General features: G+C 45.1%; 20 protein-coding genes and 1 pseudogene. 8 read left to right on the top strand and 13 right to left on the bottom strand.

Going from position 1 to position 15,563, the window contains the following annotated elements; all coding sequences use genetic code 11:
• Nucleotides 1-68: 68 nt before the first annotated feature.
• Nucleotides 69-1,190: a hypothetical protein gene (locus EAE_RS00190; RefSeq protein ID WP_013878138.1), complete on the top strand. Its 1,122-nt coding sequence runs from the start codon at nucleotides 69-71 to the stop codon at nucleotides 1,188-1,190.
• Nucleotides 1,191-1,422: 232 nt separating this feature from the next.
• Here the strand turns inward: EAE_RS00190 and EAE_RS00185 are convergent, their stop codons facing one another.
• The 9 genes from EAE_RS00185 to EAE_RS00145 all read right to left on the bottom strand — a co-directional run bounded on the left by EAE_RS00185 (nucleotide 1,423) and on the right by EAE_RS00145 (nucleotide 7,242).
• Nucleotides 1,423-1,659: a hypothetical protein gene (locus EAE_RS00185; RefSeq protein ID WP_013878137.1), complete on the bottom strand. Its 237-nt coding sequence runs from the start codon at nucleotides 1,657-1,659 to the stop codon at nucleotides 1,423-1,425.
• A gap of 11 nt (nucleotides 1,660-1,670) precedes the next feature.
• Nucleotides 1,671-2,003, bottom strand: coding sequence for a type IV toxin-antitoxin system YeeU family antitoxin (locus tag EAE_RS00180; RefSeq protein ID WP_013878136.1), 333 nt, complete (start codon nucleotides 2,001-2,003; stop codon nucleotides 1,671-1,673).
• A gap of 12 nt (nucleotides 2,004-2,015) precedes the next feature.
• Nucleotides 2,016-2,492, bottom strand: a complete 477-nt coding sequence (radC, locus tag EAE_RS00175; RefSeq protein WP_013878135.1) for a RadC family protein — start codon at nucleotides 2,490-2,492, stop codon at nucleotides 2,016-2,018.
• Between the two features lie 10 nt (nucleotides 2,493-2,502).
• A complete protein-coding gene (locus tag EAE_RS00170) occupies nucleotides 2,503-2,943 on the bottom strand; it encodes an antirestriction protein (RefSeq protein WP_045362630.1) in 441 nt (146 codons plus the stop codon).
• Nucleotides 2,944-3,012: 69 nt separating this feature from the next.
• Nucleotides 3,013-3,243 carry a DUF905 domain-containing protein gene (locus EAE_RS00165; protein ID WP_072051205.1) on the bottom strand — a complete coding sequence of 77 codons (231 nt, stop codon included), beginning with the start codon at nucleotides 3,241-3,243 and terminating at the stop codon, nucleotides 3,013-3,015.
• Between the two features lie 23 nt (nucleotides 3,244-3,266).
• Nucleotides 3,267-4,094: a DUF932 domain-containing protein gene (locus tag EAE_RS00160; RefSeq protein ID WP_047057968.1), complete on the bottom strand. Its 828-nt coding sequence runs from the start codon at nucleotides 4,092-4,094 to the stop codon at nucleotides 3,267-3,269.
• A gap of 95 nt (nucleotides 4,095-4,189) precedes the next feature.
• Nucleotides 4,190-4,867 (bottom strand): hypothetical protein, encoded by a 678-nt coding sequence (locus tag EAE_RS00155; protein ID WP_013878130.1) that lies wholly within the window; start codon nucleotides 4,865-4,867, stop codon nucleotides 4,190-4,192.
• Between the two features lie 285 nt (nucleotides 4,868-5,152).
• Nucleotides 5,153-6,046 (bottom strand): GTPase family protein, encoded by an 894-nt coding sequence (locus tag EAE_RS00150; protein WP_013878129.1) that lies wholly within the window; start codon nucleotides 6,044-6,046, stop codon nucleotides 5,153-5,155.
• Between the two features lie 98 nt (nucleotides 6,047-6,144).
• Nucleotides 6,145-7,242 carry a hypothetical protein gene (locus EAE_RS00145; protein WP_013878128.1) on the bottom strand — a complete coding sequence of 366 codons (1,098 nt, stop codon included), beginning with the start codon at nucleotides 7,240-7,242 and terminating at the stop codon, nucleotides 6,145-6,147.
• A gap of 455 nt (nucleotides 7,243-7,697) precedes the next feature.
• Between EAE_RS00145 and EAE_RS00140 the strand changes: the two genes are divergently transcribed.
• The 5 genes from EAE_RS00140 to EAE_RS00120 all read left to right on the top strand — a co-directional run bounded on the left by EAE_RS00140 (nucleotide 7,698) and on the right by EAE_RS00120 (nucleotide 10,206).
• Nucleotides 7,698-7,937 carry a helix-turn-helix transcriptional regulator gene (locus tag EAE_RS00140; RefSeq protein ID WP_013878127.1) on the top strand — a complete coding sequence of 80 codons (240 nt, stop codon included), beginning with the start codon at nucleotides 7,698-7,700 and terminating at the stop codon, nucleotides 7,935-7,937.
• 277 nt (nucleotides 7,938-8,214) lie between these two features.
• The gene (locus EAE_RS00135; protein ID WP_045362661.1) at nucleotides 8,215-8,793 is read left to right on the top strand and encodes a rolling circle replication-associated protein; all 579 of its coding nucleotides are present in this window, start codon (nucleotides 8,215-8,217) and stop codon (nucleotides 8,791-8,793) included.
• A gap of 204 nt (nucleotides 8,794-8,997) precedes the next feature.
• Entirely contained in the window at nucleotides 8,998-9,282 is a 285-nt protein-coding gene (locus tag EAE_RS00130; RefSeq protein ID WP_013878125.1) for a hypothetical protein, read from the top strand.
• A gap of 33 nt (nucleotides 9,283-9,315) precedes the next feature.
• The gene (locus EAE_RS00125) at nucleotides 9,316-9,537 is read left to right on the top strand and encodes a hypothetical protein (protein ID WP_063410966.1); all 222 of its coding nucleotides are present in this window, start codon (nucleotides 9,316-9,318) and stop codon (nucleotides 9,535-9,537) included.
• A gap of 96 nt (nucleotides 9,538-9,633) precedes the next feature.
• Nucleotides 9,634-10,206, top strand: a complete 573-nt coding sequence (locus tag EAE_RS00120) for a YagK/YfjJ domain-containing protein (RefSeq protein WP_013878123.1) — start codon at nucleotides 9,634-9,636, stop codon at nucleotides 10,204-10,206.
• A gap of 210 nt (nucleotides 10,207-10,416) precedes the next feature.
• Here the strand turns inward: EAE_RS00120 and EAE_RS00115 are convergent, their stop codons facing one another.
• Nucleotides 10,417-10,689 carry a winged helix-turn-helix transcriptional regulator gene (locus EAE_RS00115; protein ID WP_013878122.1) on the bottom strand — a complete coding sequence of 91 codons (273 nt, stop codon included), beginning with the start codon at nucleotides 10,687-10,689 and terminating at the stop codon, nucleotides 10,417-10,419.
• Nucleotides 10,690-10,891: 202 nt separating this feature from the next.
• On the opposite strand from EAE_RS00115, the gene EAE_RS00110 reads away from it, so the two are divergent.
• A complete protein-coding gene (locus EAE_RS00110) occupies nucleotides 10,892-11,152 on the top strand; it encodes an alcohol dehydrogenase catalytic domain-containing protein (RefSeq protein WP_131629757.1) in 261 nt (86 codons plus the stop codon).
• On the opposite strand, the pseudogene EAE_RS00105 reads toward EAE_RS00110, so the two are convergent.
• The 3 genes and pseudogenes from EAE_RS00105 to EAE_RS00095 form a co-directional block, all read right to left on the bottom strand.
• Nucleotides 11,132-12,243, bottom strand: a pseudogene (locus tag EAE_RS00105) (IS3 family transposase). The gene EAE_RS00110 and the pseudogene EAE_RS00105 overlap by 21 nt on opposite strands.
• Before the next feature lie 443 nt (nucleotides 12,244-12,686).
• Nucleotides 12,687-13,169 carry a hypothetical protein gene (locus EAE_RS00100; protein WP_047045797.1) on the bottom strand — a complete coding sequence of 161 codons (483 nt, stop codon included), beginning with the start codon at nucleotides 13,167-13,169 and terminating at the stop codon, nucleotides 12,687-12,689.
• Nucleotides 13,166-13,972: a winged helix-turn-helix domain-containing protein gene (locus EAE_RS00095; protein WP_013878118.1), complete on the bottom strand. Its 807-nt coding sequence runs from the start codon at nucleotides 13,970-13,972 to the stop codon at nucleotides 13,166-13,168. The genes EAE_RS00100 and EAE_RS00095 overlap by 4 nt, the downstream gene beginning before the upstream one ends.
• A gap of 431 nt (nucleotides 13,973-14,403) precedes the next feature.
• Here EAE_RS00095 and EAE_RS00090 point away from each other — a divergent pair, with 431 nt between their 5' ends.
• Nucleotides 14,404-14,982 carry a helix-turn-helix transcriptional regulator gene (locus EAE_RS00090; RefSeq protein ID WP_013878117.1) on the top strand — a complete coding sequence of 193 codons (579 nt, stop codon included), beginning with the start codon at nucleotides 14,404-14,406 and terminating at the stop codon, nucleotides 14,980-14,982.
• Nucleotides 14,983-15,563: the final 581 nt, after the last annotated feature.

Here is a 15,563-nt window from a genome sequence, read left to right as displayed (position 1 = left end):
GAGGAGCGAACAATGTTACAGGAAAGACGCCAGAACCTTACTCTGCACCTATTGTGCGGATATGGAAGATGAGGCCATTACCTGAATATCCGCCTTACCAGGTTGCCAGCCCGCCATATGGTGTGCTCTGGTTGTCGGTAAGCTTGATAGTGGTGGTGTTCTCGGGAATCGGGGCGCTAATACTTCAGCCTGTTGGAAACGTTGTCGGCATAGTGTCATGCGGCAGTGCGATAGTGATGGTGATGCTGTGGATGCTTCGTCTCCTCTATTATCGGCTGTCGGTTCATTACGCTCAATACTATTACCGGCTGGTCAGTCAGTATCAGCAGGAGTGGTGGACAGAGCATCAGCTGCATTTTACGTTAAGTGACGTAGTGTTGCTTGGGCCGTCTGGATCAACGAATACGCATTGGTGGCGCCTGCTCAAACATGAACAGCGTCCCGCAGAGGTAAAAAACGAGGCGAACGGCAAGGCATTACGAGTTGCCCGTACCTTGGTTGAGCCTGCGCATGAACGCGAGGTACAGCTCGCGAAAATGCTGGTGCTGCAATGGAAGGAACAACGCCTCCACGCCGGGTTACCCGATTTACGGTGCTGTTACTGGCAGGGGTCGCGCCGCGCCTGGCAGGCATTTTGCGCTCAGATGCAGGCGGCATTTCCTACAGTCGGGTTGCCTGCTGAGCCACGGTTGTGGAGAGGCGAACAGAGCCTTGCGGAATTTGCTGCGATAAGCGACACCTTAGCGAGCAATGAAGCGATTCTGGTGGCCGGGTGCCACTCGCTAATGGCTTCCTTTTACTCGGTACTGCCAGCCGGCGAGTCGGCGGCATTATGGCTGGTTGGTAAGGGCGGCTCCGTCTGCCTCACTCGCGGTGAAGTGTACGATGTTACAGATAAAGAAACATTATCAGAGACTTGCTCTCGAGCGGAGCGGCAAATCGGGCTCGAAGAGCCACCTGACGCCTGCATACTGTTTGCGCAGCCTACGCTATCTGGCTGCGGCTGGAATATTACCCGCCATCGGCAGGATGCTTATTGGGGCAACTGTGGCGAGATGGAAATGTTAATTGTCATCGCGCTTGCCGCGATAAGTGCTGAGTATTTTCGCCGACCTTGTAGTTGGATAGCCCGCGATCCGCAACATACGCTGGCACTTGGGATTGTTAAACCGGGTGGGGAAGAGAATTGAAATAGCCGTAAGATGAGGTAAACATGGTGTCCCCTGCAGGAATCGAACGTGATTGGTCTTTTTGTTGAAAGTAAATGTTTTTTCTCTGTTATATAAATTTAAAGGCCCCCAGTTAGGCCCCCGCATCGTTTTGTGTGCCAGGGAAGGGCGAATAGGAAGTCATAATGGGTCTGTACTCTCAGATTATATCGTACTGCGGTCAGTGTAAAAGCCAGCGTTGGTGTCATATTAGTTAATCCTCATTTAAATAAGTTTCATTGAATGCCATGTAGCGGTTAACCCGTAAAGTTTCAGGCAACCGCGAAACCGTCATTACTCGCTTCAAACCAGGTCCAGATTTCAAAAACAGGTGGTCTGGCGGGAAAGTGGATAAAGGCTCGCTGATGACCAGCGAATCCTCTTCTTCCCTGACGGCAATGTTTCCCGATTCCCACCATAAGCTATTCATGCGTACTATAGGGACAGACATCTCGGCCTCCTTTATGTTGACAGCCGGGTTGGATAAATTGAGAGATAGACGTAGCCACAACTCCCAAGAGTATCGGCCTCACAGGTCAGCCCATTATGTTGAAGAGTGACACAATGCGGGTGGCGCGGATTGAGCTCACCGGTGGAGAGCATCAGTTCCAGTTTTTTCATCATTAGGGGAAATGCCCGGTCGATTCGCAGCGCCTGCTCTTCGGTAAACTGACCGTTAAAACTGGCACGGTCTGCCAGAAAGTGCAGGCGGCTCCTCTCCAGGACGAGCCTTGCACCAAAGCACGGTGAGATGTTATGACGTAATCCCCACTGCTGTATGTCAGTTGACGACATTTATACTCTCCTTTATAGCCAGCCACGTTCTGCAAATGAACTCACCGTCATCCCCCCGACAATGCAGTGGTCCAGCACCCTGACTTCAACCAGCGACAGTGCCTTCATCAGTCTGTCGGTAATCTGCTTGTCAGCCAGGCTGGGCTCCGCTTCGCCGGAAGGATGGTTGTGTGCCAGAAGCACGGCTGCCGCGTTATGGCGCAGGGCCGATTTCACCACCTCACGTGGATGCACCTCCGTACTGTTAATGGTACCGCTGAACAGTGTTTCGCATTCCAGCAGACGGTGCTGGTTATCCAGGTACAGCACTATAAATACCTCGCGCTCCAGGCCGGTCATTTTCAGACGCAGCCAGTCTCGAACCGCCGCAGTGGACGTAAACAATGCACCCGGCTCACGAAGATGTTTCTCCAGTAATGAGAGTGCACGCTGAACCGTACGACGGGTTGTCACCGGCACTGCCGGTGACGCTGTTAATTCGCCAGTCATACCTTTTCCCTCAGTCAATAATCTGCAAAATGGCGCTGCATTCAGGGTGCTGAAGGGCGTAATCACGCAGGCGATAAAAGTGGTCACACATCACGTCACTGCCCGTATGCCAGGCGTGGTTGTTCCAGGCCAGCAGACAAACGGCGATGCCTGCCGCTTCATTACCGAGGATGGCGCTATTACCGTTAAGGACGTTAAACAACGACCATGTTTCGTCACCGTCCGGGGCAATAAAGGCTCCACCGTTACTGAGCGTGAAGAAATTCCAGATGCCACCGGTGTAGTCCGCGCATAACGCGTCCATCCGGCTAAAGACACGTGGCTCCAGTAATATCCACTGAGGAACCGTGCTGAAATGCTGGAGCCAGAAGCTGAGACGTTGCTCATCAGGGATGAACGTGGCGGTTATGGGGGCAGGGACAAGAGAAGTATCAGGGAGTGCAATATTCATGGTGAGTGTCTCCGGAAATAAAAAAGCCAGCCGGTAAGGGCTGGCGGGAATAAGGGGTCGTTAAGTCAGTCAGGGTTTACGAATACCGTAAGAAGTGATGTAACAGTTAAGTAACCGTCCGGCTTCTGGCTCGAAGTTCCATGCCCGCCAGACCATCGTGCCGTTATAGCGTACGACCAGACGAAAATGTGTCCCCTGGTCGTCTTCGATAGCGACGTTCTTATATAGCTCTGTGAGGGATGTTTCCTGGTGGCGGGTAAACGGACCGTCGGGTAGGGATAAAGCAGGTTCGGTATGCACGAGTATGTATCTCCGTTCCGATGTCAGGACTGACCGAGTAATGACAGCATGTTCTCTGCCATCACCCACAGGGCGCGGTTGAGCTTCACGTCGCTGTCGATACCCTTAACGGCACGGGTATTTGCGCGCTTACCGTTTGCCGCTCTCCCCACCAGTCCGCCTTTAATCAGATTTTCCTGAATACGCTGATAAGTTGTCCAGAGATCTCCGGACTCATCCTGCCAGCGACGAGGGGCCAATAGCTGTGATTCCGTCAGAGGCTGATACTCCTCGCCAAAGCGATATGTCAGTGCAGCTTTTGCCAGTGCTTGTTGTGCTGGCGGCGGAAGCATTAGTGACTGCATGGCATCGCGTTTTTCCTCCACCCTGTCAAAAACCCCAAGCACCTCGTAAGCCCCTTCGATAACCTTTTCCACCACGTTGCCCTTATGGGGCACTCGCACCTCTCCAAAGCTCTCGCCGCAAATCAGTCCGTTCTGACAGACCGATCGGAACAGTCCCGGCAGCATCTGGTATGAACTGGAACCGTCATGGCTGTTAAGCAGGATAATTTCCGGCACCTGTTTACCGGTAATCTGCCCTTCGCGGCGCAGACGTAGCATATGTTTGGTGTGTTCCCGCTTGTCGGGGTTACGCACACGGGTCTGGCAGGCAAAGAACGGCTGAAAACCTTCGCGCTGCAGGTTATCCAGCAGAGTGATGGTCGGGATGCAGGTATAGCGCTCGCTGCGCGATTCATGCTTTTCCTCACTGAACACGCTGGGAACATAGTGAGCAAGTTCATCACGGGTTAAGGGACGGTCACGGCGAACAAGGTTCACCGCACCAAAACGGGATGCTAATCGCATAATTCACTCCTTTGTGTGTTTATCGGTATAAAAAGAAAAGGCCACGCTCCCGAAGGAACATGGCCTTTACCATTACGAATGGCGTGGCGGATAACGCGTTATTGCCCCATATATTCAACCCTGGCACCGGTGGCCTTACCATCAGCGCCAACGGTGACTGTCACCTTATCGTAGGTACGGTACCCGGCATTGTAGACCTCATAAACCACAGTATTTCCCTCCACTTTGTAGCTGCCAAAATCAGCGGCCTCAGCCGTGTCACGGTCATACTCTTTCGTGTAGGATTCTTTTGCTGCTTTCATGACTGAGCCTTTGTTAATCTCCGGCGCACGGCTCCCGGCGCTGGCGGCAAGGCCGGATACGTATTTCGGGCAGACCGTCATCATGTCCCCTCGGGTGAATGTCAGTTGCGCACCAAAGACCTGAAGGGTCGATGTTTCCTGACCTGCAATCGAAGCAATTGCCTTTCTGGCGGCTGCAGGTGCCTGCCCGCCTTCAACCTCAACAGCTTTAAATCCTGTTTGCTGGTTGCACATCTGGGATGTAGGTACAAGATTGCCGTTTACATTGATGCGACTCCCCATCAGTTCCTGCGGGCCATTGGGGCAGCCCTGCAACTGACCAAAGATGCCAATGGTATTGTTTTTCAGCATCACCAGTGCCTGACCATTATCGGTCAGCGTCTGACACCAGCCGTTTTTCACAGCCCAGTTACCCGCCTGAGCAGAAACCGAAACGGCTGACAAAACAAGTGCAATCACGGTCTGAATTTTCATATGTCACCTTATTAATGAATCAGAAGCGGCAACGGGGGACGCGGTACACAGAACCTGATGAACCTTTGTATCCGGACCATCATGTCAACGTCCCTGTTCGTCGTGCTCATGAACACTTTTGAGAAAGAAATATCCCTTTGCTTTGATAGGTAAAAGCGATCAATAGGGGGCTAATACATCGACATTTTAATAGATAAAAGCGATCGATATTTTATTATTGATCGTTTTTACAGATCAATGTACTGTTTTTTCAATGTGGTAATTGAGGGGGTGAAGCGGCGGATTTCAGCCAAATATTCGGTCCCATAATGCCGTGGCAAGTTGCACTAACTTTTGTCGGATACTCCTTAACAGAGCAGTCCAGACAGAAGGCAAGTGGTCAGGATTAATCACCGAGTCAAAAGCCTTACCCGCTGCCTCACCAAACTGCTGCCGTACAGCGGCGACAGTGTCCGGGGTCTGATGCTCTGGTTTCAGCTGGCAATACACGGCACTGCTGGCCTGTACGGGCAAGGCATGCACAATCAACTCCACCAGGGCGGGCAGGTTATAGCCGGTATGTGCAGAGACAGCCATGACCGGGAAAGAGGACGGCAACTGACCGGCAACCTGCGCACTGACTGCAGCCAGTGAAAGGCATTGCTCAGAAGAAGGTGATGCCTGCCAGGGCTCACCATCCCTGAGGGGTGGAATGCGGTCGGCCTGAGTCAGTACAAACAGGAAACGTGAAGGGTCGGCACCGGCTTCCATCAGTGCCCTGTATGCCGTGATATCCGTTGCCCGGGCACGGTCATCGGCACGCAGTACCCAGATAATCAAATCCAGCTCTACCAGCAACGCCTTATAGAGCGCCAGATATTCCTCGTCGTATTCCGGTGTCTCGCCCACCCCAGGCAAATCCACCAGTGTCATGCTGCGCTCACCAATGGTGAGTAACAGACGCTGGGGTTCCCGGGTGCAGCCTAGCAAATCACTGGTCAGACAGACGGGTTGCTGAAAAAGCGCGTTGCATAATGAACTCTTGCCCGCACCACTTTTGCCCATGATGCCTATAACGGGTTCATAGTTAATCGTCTCCTTGAGGCGGAACAGAATACGTTCAGTAGCTTGCCGGGGTAAGAGATTGAGACAGGTACGCACCGCATCACTGGTATCCTGCGGATCGTGGATTTGAGGCATGATTTACTCCTGTGAAAAAACTATGCCGGGAAATTTTTCTCCCGGCGACTCACATGAGTAATGTAGGCGTTATATTTTTTGGAGTTATCGTTACCTATTTAGGATGGATTTTTGTAATCAAAAAGCTTGCTTTTATATCTTAGATACTCATCATGAATAAGTTTTTCAATAACTTTAATCTCTTTTTTATCAAGTGCCACTGCTAACTCAGATAATTCCCTGCTGGCTTTGGCAGAGATTGTCAAATCATTTTTTCCAGACCTTCTTTTTCGTTGCTTAAAGGAATCCCTCATATTTTTTACAAGTGCATCTTTGTCATCCAGAAATTTTCTATAATTTCCCACATCCAATTTGTTCGGGATGGCCCAGCAATCAATCGCGCCCATTAGACCAATATATCGCTCATTAAGATCTGCTGGTTTGAACCATGACAGAATATTTCTTTTTATATCCTTTTTCCTTGACAAATATGACCACGCCCACTCAATGGCTTCGTTATCATTTTTCTTTAACCATTTGGGGCTTTGAACCTGACTATTAAAAACAAGCCAGATACCACGAATATAATCGAATGTTTTCTTACTTTGTTCTGGACTGAGGGAACAAGAAAGTTCATTCATGAAGGTAATAATCACCCGGCTTCTTTCAGCTGAACTAGTTGGATTACCAGGGAGTCTGAAAAAAGAGTATAAGTTTTCCTCTTTTCGATCCCATTCCGGAATTAACCCCGCAGTGTTTTCAGGTAAACAAAGCTCCCGCGCAGAGGCTTTTCGTATATACGCCCAAAACCAAAAAATGGCACGTGAATTAACCGCCCCCTTCAACCACTTTAAATCGACGTCTTGTAGACATGAAGAATCTCCACCATGAAGACTTTTACTTTTAACATTGCGTTTTTCCCCAGCCTGTATATTTTGCATCAAACGCTTAATAGCTTCATCAGCCCCAGTGGCGTTTTTGCTGCTTTCAGATATCGGATTGCCTGAGGCCGTTTCTCCTGTCCTGTCTTCAATATCACAATCCTCGGCTGCCTGCGCAGACTCGTCTTCTGCCAAAGAATCGACACTAAATTTGCTCTCAGGACTGGTAAAGCGGTTCCCTCCCTCATAAGGAGATTCTTCTGGCCTTGCTAATTCTTCAGCGCCAAGTTTACCAATCCTTTTTAGATAATAATTCTCATTATCGCTATCACTCACCGTTACCTCCTGTAGTAAAATCCACCATAAATAGTACTTACAATGAATCGATTATGAAGTAAACAAGTTTTTATTTTGAATGAAAATAGCTCGAAAATTGTAAGTTTTTTGTAAGAGTAAAATCGACGCAAACCTCTTAAAAAGGGATTTTCAGCGGTTTTCCAGGAAAAAAAATGATCATTCATAAAACTTGTACAGCATACAGAAATTTGTGGCAGGCATTCACTATGTTCTACATTGTCACATGCTCCGCGAACGTAGCTCACGGCAGTTCTGTTCTTATTATCAGACGTTACAGAGCTGGACACGTTGTGTCCTGACAGCACGACTAGCTGGTGAGAACCCGCTGATGTAATTTTCTACTCCTCAGCTGATGGTATGAGAAGGATGCCCGTTACTCCATCGATGGCAACAGGCCCTCTCCCGAACTCACACTAAATTGCGGGAGCATTACCATGACAAACAAAACTCATCCGATATCATCCAGCACCCAGACAACCACATCTTTACTGAATGATCAGCTCGTTGATATGACGTTCATCACTGGCTATACAAACATGACCGATAAATGGTTCTACCGATTAATTTCAGAAAATGCGTTCCCTGCACCAATTAAACTGGGTCGCAGTTCACGCTGGCTAAAAAGCGAAGTGGAAAAATGGATGCTGGAAAGAATACAAGCATCCCGAGGTTAGAATCTTTAATATTGGTGTTTAACACAGGAAGGTTACGTAATTTAATATAGGTTTTTTAATATAATTATACTCACTCTCATTTGTTCTTATATTCACCGCTTACTGTCAATGTCTCTTTTAAACAACCTCGCAAATACTATTGCAACAACCAACCTCATCTTTAAAACAATAATTAATTTAAGTATCAGCTCAGCATTGCCTTAAAGAAAAGTCTTGCATGAACATCACTAACTTAGTGCTTGCACTGACCTCTCTCATCATCAGCAGTGGAATAATCATGCTCAAAAATTCAGATAGAAATTTTAATGAAGACTGGTTTCTGGCTTCAGTTCTTAATGCGCACATCGATGAAATGATAAACAGATACTCATGCCTTTTGGCATTACGTATGGATTTTTTCTACCAAAAGGAAAGTGCCAGGTATTCACACTTAAATCACCAAACACTTGAACATGACTTGCGTGTATTAATGGAGAAAATGACAAAAGAGAAAGGTGTGGTGGGCTATTTCTGGGTTGTCGAATGGACTGAACGACATAGATACCATGCGCATGTCGTATTCTGGCTGGACAGACAAAAAACACAGCACTCTTATCCCTTTGCCCTTACAACAAATACATTTTGGGAGGAAATAACGCACTGGGACGGCGTATCGCACCGATGTGAATATCGGCCGCAGTATTCTAGAAATATCAATATACCTGTTCGGTATAACGATCCGGAAAGCATTAACAATATCCGTCATGTTCTGAGCTATCTGGCTAAGGAAGAACAAAAAGAAGGTTTGTGTGCATACGGCTGTAATGACGTTCCTCCACGATCAGCGGCAGGGCGTCCACGTAAGCCAGGCCCCTGATCCTACGGCTACGCAACTGGCTCTGCATCCTGTACAAACCCCGTTATTACGGCGACAAATAATGTCCTCGCAGTCGTGACTGAACCTGCCCCTGGAAGCCTGACGTTCCGACCTTTACTGAATCAACAATTCCACAACTCCATTTATACCCGGCAGCTTACCTGTCGGGTATTTCTCAGACCTGTCAAACAAGGGAAATCAAAAATGAAACAGCCAGAGAACATGATCGCGGTAAAAGTGGCGGAATACCGTTTACACATCATCCGGCTAAGGGTCTGCCAGGATAGCTTGGCTGGATGTTGCAGTGATGCCGAGCGGCGTGGCTGGCGCTTGAGAGCACTTGAGCAGTTAAGTAAAGCCTCATCGCTCTACTGCCAACGGGCAAGTTCTGCCGATACCTGCAAGTTTCAACAGGCTTGTGAAGGTCTCCAGCAACACATCAACAAGGTTTTACCAGAAGGTCAGTGGTGTAGTGATTTGGCTGCATAATCTGCTACCCAGGAATAATTTTGAGGTATGTGTATGAAACAACAACCGACTAAATGCGCGGTCGATGAATGGGGGAATCTGGTCAATGCAGAAGATTTTCGCTATCCCTCATTCTGGAAACTGTACTGCTTCTACTGCAAGAGTCCGGTAGTACTGGTTCTTGCCCCGAACGGGCAAGTATCGCATTTTCTGCATGATGAAACCTTTATGGTATCAGCCGATTTCATGGCATGCCCGAACGTGGAATGTTCCTAACCGCAGTAACCCGCGTCAAATGCAGATAACGACCTATTCGCCCACAACGTCCCCTTTTACACACGCCCCTTATTTCCATTATTGAAAGAGAAACAGATGAACAATTGCGCTGAAAATGAAGCGTTAAAGACGAACTCTGATGTTAACAATGTCACGCTTATTCGTAGAGTGTTGCAGCAGGCGACTGATCATTACCCACGACTGATTGCGCTGGGGTTTACCCTACATTATGGGAATTGCCACTCCTGCGACAACGTACAACAAGGTAATGCCCAGTTGCTACGTTTTCACGCTGAAGCCTATTGCAGAATTGGCGATTATTCAAAGATACGTATTGAAGCGGGTAAACCGTCACAGCCTACTCTTCTTCGCTGGTTGTGGGAGGCAGAAAGTACCTTGTCATGTCGGATGATGATGCTATTCAATTTTGATGTCTGCAGTCTTCCCCGATATGACTCTTCTGCATCATATGGAATTCAGGAAGTAATGTCGTTGCTGGTGGCTGCATGGCGTGAAGTAGAACTGGACGGGGAGTTAACGGAAATAAAGGTACATCGGGTAGAGAGAACGAAGCCAGCAGATTTCGATAAGCGCTATGCTGAGTTACGAGATACGGCAATGCAAATGGCCTCGCCAGTTGCTTTTGCCAAGAGTTTTCCGACAACATAGTTATTGCAACCCATTACTGCTAGCATTGCAGTTCAATCCCTTTTGTATCAATACTTTTCTTATCTAACTTTAGTGATCACGTGTTGTGCAATTCAGACGCCATTTAAGATCTGCTTTGTGCCAAAAGCGGAAGTTGCGAAATGCTGAAATTCCTTAACCTGATGCCCACAGTCATGGTTTACTCAACATAACCCTAACGGCCGGAAAGAACTACTTTTTATTAGGCCCGATATTTCCCTTCATCTGATAATTTCCTATCCAGTCAGTCAACAGTGTGATCAATCCTGCCGCTTCCTGGCCAGCCGTAGTTAACGAGTATTCTGTATGTGGCGGGACAACAGGGAAAGACTCACGTAGGACCAGTCCAGCCTTTTCGAATTCCTTGAGAACCCTAATAAGCATCCGCTCGCTCACACCATTGAGTTTCTGCCGCAGCTCACTGAACCTGAGAGTTTCATTTTTGAGCGCAATTAGTATCAGCACTCCCTAGCGGCTGGTTATATGGCTAAGAAGCTCTCTTGAGGGGCATGATGGATCAATAATTTTTTTACCATCCAGCATACCAGCTAGCATGTATTTCTGTACTTTTTTATTTTCTGGGCTTACTGACATTTTTGTTCGTACTTATGGGGAGACTAATGAAAGGATATATATGCATTACTGAAGAGTAAACAGAGGCAGAATAATGAAATCAGCTAAATTAGGCTCAACCCCAGGAATTAATCATATTGAACTGGCAGACAGTCAGGAACCGGTGTACTCAGAATACGGGGAAATACGTGTCAGAATCATCAGTAACTCACTTAACTATCACGATCTCAATGTAGCTAGCGGTGTTCTTCCTTCCAGCCCTGGTCGCCTTCTGATGTCTGACGGTGCGGGTGTTGTAGAAGAGGTCGGAGAAGGTGTTGTAAATAGACCCGTTTTAGCTCCATGCATTTTTTGAGATCCCAGCCAGATAATGTTGTTGGCGGTACTCCGCCGGTGTCATATTATTCAGTGATTCATGAGGGCGTTCACTGTTATATTCTGACACCCATCTTTCCGCGATTTCCCGCACTTCATTCAGCGTTCTGAACAGATAAAAATCGAGTATTTCTGTACGGTATGTTCGGTTAAAGCGCTCAATAAAAGCGTTCTGTGTCGGCTTACCCGGCTGGATAAACTCCAGTTTTACTGCATGTTGCTCTGCCCATTCAGCCAGTGCAAGTAAGATAAATTCCGGACCATTATCCATGCGTAGCATGACAGGATAGCCGCGATTTGCCGCGATCCTGTCAAGCACACGGACCACGCGCAGAGCTGGCAGATTCAGATCGATTTCAATCGACAACGCCTCACGGTTAAAGTTATCAACGACATTGAACGTGCGAAAACGACGGCCACAGACCAGGGCATCATGCATAAAATCGACAGACCAGCTCTGGTTCAGCGCTTCCGGCGTGGCCAGCGGCGAGGGATTACGCACCGGCAACCTCTGTTTGCCTTTACGACGAAAATTCAGCTTCAGCAAACAGTAAATATGGTGGAGCCTTTTGTGATTCTATTGGTATCCCTGACGTCGCAGGACCTGATAAAGATTCGGGAAACCGTATCGCGGATATCGTTCAGCCACCGCCTGCAATGCGGCAATGATGGGTTCATCACGCGTGGTATCCGGGCGGTAATGGTAAACCGTTCTGCTCAGGTTCAGACTCCGGCAGGCCTGGCGAATACTGAGTCCGCATGTCGTTATCAGATGAGTGACCAGCTCACGCTTAAAGGCTCGTTTTAAAGCTTTTTTTCGATAACGTCTTTCATCGCCCGGTTCTCAAGGCTCAGGTCGGCAAACATCTGTTTGAGGCGTCGGTTCTCGTCCTCAAGCTCCTTGATCTTTTTAATATCAGAAGCCTCCATACCGCCGTATTTAGACTTCGGGTTGTAGTAAGTCACTTCAGAGATACTGGCCTCCCGGCAGACATCCTTAACCGTTCGTCCGGCTTCAACCGACTTAATTGCGGCGATGATCTGATGTTCTGTAAAACGGGCTTTACGCATAGCGATCTCCTTTGTTGGCAGATTGATCATTCCGGAGGATCTCTAAATGTGAATGGCACGATTATGCGGGATACTTACACCTATGGCTGGCGCACGGGAGACCAAAATCTGCGTAATGTAACTTGCGATGTGCAAAGACTCTATCGGGCATGAAATACCTTCAGGATTAGCCTGCGGGCCATCTTCAGAATTAAATCAAAAAGAAATATTATATAAGTATAAACATCCGTATGGTTCAAGCGAACAGATATCATCAGTGTAATATGAAAAAAATTTATCAAAAAGCTGGTAGTAACAAGGTTATTAGAAATAAGTTGGAATTTTCACATGTGACAAAAGCAGCAGTTGCCACTTTTGTGTAAAGTGGCAATCAAAACCTCATATACCTTATAATATCAAATTTATGATAATTAAATATTCCTCCATCCAATTACGCTGTCAGGCTAAGATCTCCGGCAATAAAAAAGTGGGACATAACCAGTTGAGAAAATATAACCATTCCATCCTTGGTGATAAATTGTGTATTCCATATTGTTTTTGGGGTGGTAGAAGAAAGCTGGTAGCATCAGCTGCAATAGCTCTTCTGGTGTATTATCGGCAGGTGATGTATCTACCTGCGTAGAAGTTAGCGTTGAAATGTTTTGTAAGCTATTGATATTGAATAATACTTTTCGACTTACATTATAGATTTTTTCACCCTGTTGCATTCGCCCTTTGAAAACGACAAGACCTTTGTCTCCTTCGAAAAAATATGATGTCGCAAGAGACAGATTACTAACTCCGTTGACTACAACAACCTTAGCATCGCAGCTAAAATATGCATCCCGGTGAGCAACTACTCCTATCATTAGTAATCGGCCTGCTATAACAGCCAGCAAAAAAAGTAAAGCCATTAAGAAAAGGGATAATGAAATGTTTCTTATCATATTTTTTTATCCAGAAAATACCACGACACACAATCATTTCGATGATGTTCACGAAATTCATGGTTACACCTAAATACAGAGATTCTCGGAACATATTGATATGTTGAAAAATAAATGTATTCACTATTTTTGCAATGGAGGTTATATGATGAAATAAATTTTTTGTAATCAATTAGGGCGCTTCTTAGAATATCAATTTTAACATGACAATTATCTCCCTCTAAAATAGTTCTATAGTTAGAAAGATATGATGTTGGTAACGTGAAATAAATACCATTAACTATGCCGCTTGCACAGGTAATAATAAGGATTATAATGAATATGTTTAATTGTAGCTTCGCTGTTATACGGTAAATAAATTTAGAGTATTTTTGAGATTTTGTAGGTGAAGTATGGTCAACTTCTTTTGAATCCTTGCAAACTGGCATGTAATCGACTAATTCATTTTTTATTATTAGTAAATTTATATTAATCGTTTTGGATACCATCAGGCCTTTTCTGGGTATAGTTCTGATAATTTCATGGTTGAGTCCACAATCTTTGAATGCCTTACGAAGTGTAAAAATATTTTGATTAAAAGTACTGTCGCTTACATGTAGGTTGTACTGTTCCCAGCCAATATGGATCAGCTCTTTTTTGGTAACGAGTTCTCCATGATTCTCAAGCAAGCATAAAAAACATTCTGAAGCAGATGCTAGTAAGGTTACTTTGTTTCCATTAACTTTCGAATAAAGCGTATGTTCCTGTGGTGAAAACTCAACCACATTTTCCACAATATATGTTTGGTCAGCAATGTTTTCCATATTAAAAAGTTGTCTCAGAGAATGAATGTTAAAATTATCACACGATTCTAAAAGAGATTATCTTGAGGTGGATCTAAGAAAAATCTCATGGGCTATTTTGTGTGCAACATTTTGCTGATTCAGTACGCATTGGTTGGGTTGTTCGAATAATGAGCAGTGGTGGATATTTATATTATAAATCAATGCATTTGATGTTTCTTGATGTGATCGTATATGTACGACGCTGAAGGCACTCAGTAAAAGTAACATTTTATATTATTTGATGTGTGATTGATTTTTCTTACTTTTTATCAATGGAATAGAACCTTTACTATAAGTTGCTGGAAGATGAGTAACATAGGGCTCAGCAAGTGACAAAATAGGAAAATTCTCATCGTATGGTGTCTGTAAGTTCTTACCAAAAAGATAACAACGCAGGAAACAATGATTTTATGCGTCATATTCAGTTTTACATCATGAGCGATAATAGCTTTTTTATAATTGGTGTCTCTCGGAGCGTTGATGGATTGGCAGAACGTCAGCCTTTTATGGTAAACAATATTAATATGAGTATGTACTGTTCAGGGCAAGCCTTTGCTCTCTATAACGATTATTTCTCCATACCACGTGATCAAGATTGTTTAAAAGTTATTATTGCTGACAAGGATTATTTAAGTGTTGTCGCATTAGCCATCAGTAGTGATAAGGTCCGGGATACATTATTTATTCCATCAAATCAATGCACAGAGGAATGTTTAAAAAACATCATTGAAGTGAAAAGCAACAGGTATCGATATAATTGTATGTTACCAAAGTTTACATTGTTAGGATCAATTACTTCCAGAGAAAAGCGAGTGTGCTATTATCTATATCATGGCTTTTCTATGAAGCTGATTGGTATTATTATGGGTATACATCCTAAAACTGTAAGTGGTTATAGAACCAGAATAATGAGAAAGATCGGGTGTAAAAGCAAAGGAGACTTTAATCAAACGCTTATCAAATATTTTCGGTTATGCCTTGATAAATGAATATATTGACCAAGGCACTTGCCTTGGTCATGTTAAGTTGAGATATTTCATGTGATTTTGAATTATTTAAAGAGTGTTTTTTGCGACTTGTGTTTAAACTTTTAAACATAGATCAATGATCCACTTTATCGATATATAAATCGGCAAATTAGTATTTAAGTCTAGACCTCAATAACTGCTTTTCGTGATATAGAGTGTTATAATTTGTATGAAGTATTCAACAAGTTTTCAACTGTGAATGTAGTGAAACTTAATGAAAATTAAAAAATGATTCACGAAAAAAGGACATTGTTTTTTTTGGATAAATCAAGTGATAAAGTTAAAATCTAATAAATGAGATCTGTTTTTTATAAAATACCTGCAAAAAATCATAAGGAAGATGGGGTAATTACACAATATTGACACTGGAATAAGACTCATAATTATCATTATTACTTCTCAAGACCTTATATTAGAATAGTAAATTACACTAACAGTGTTATGTACTACTTAACGGTATGCAGGCTCCGATAGTACCGCAAAATATTAATTATGAGCAATGTGATTGCACTAATCACAAATGTAATGATCTCTATTCATAT

Source organism: Klebsiella aerogenes KCTC 2190, from assembly GCF_000215745.1.
GTDB lineage: Bacteria > Pseudomonadota > Gammaproteobacteria > Enterobacterales > Enterobacteriaceae > Klebsiella > Klebsiella aerogenes.
Note: the sequence above shows the minus strand (reverse complement) of the source record. Positions and strands in the feature narration are given on the sequence as shown.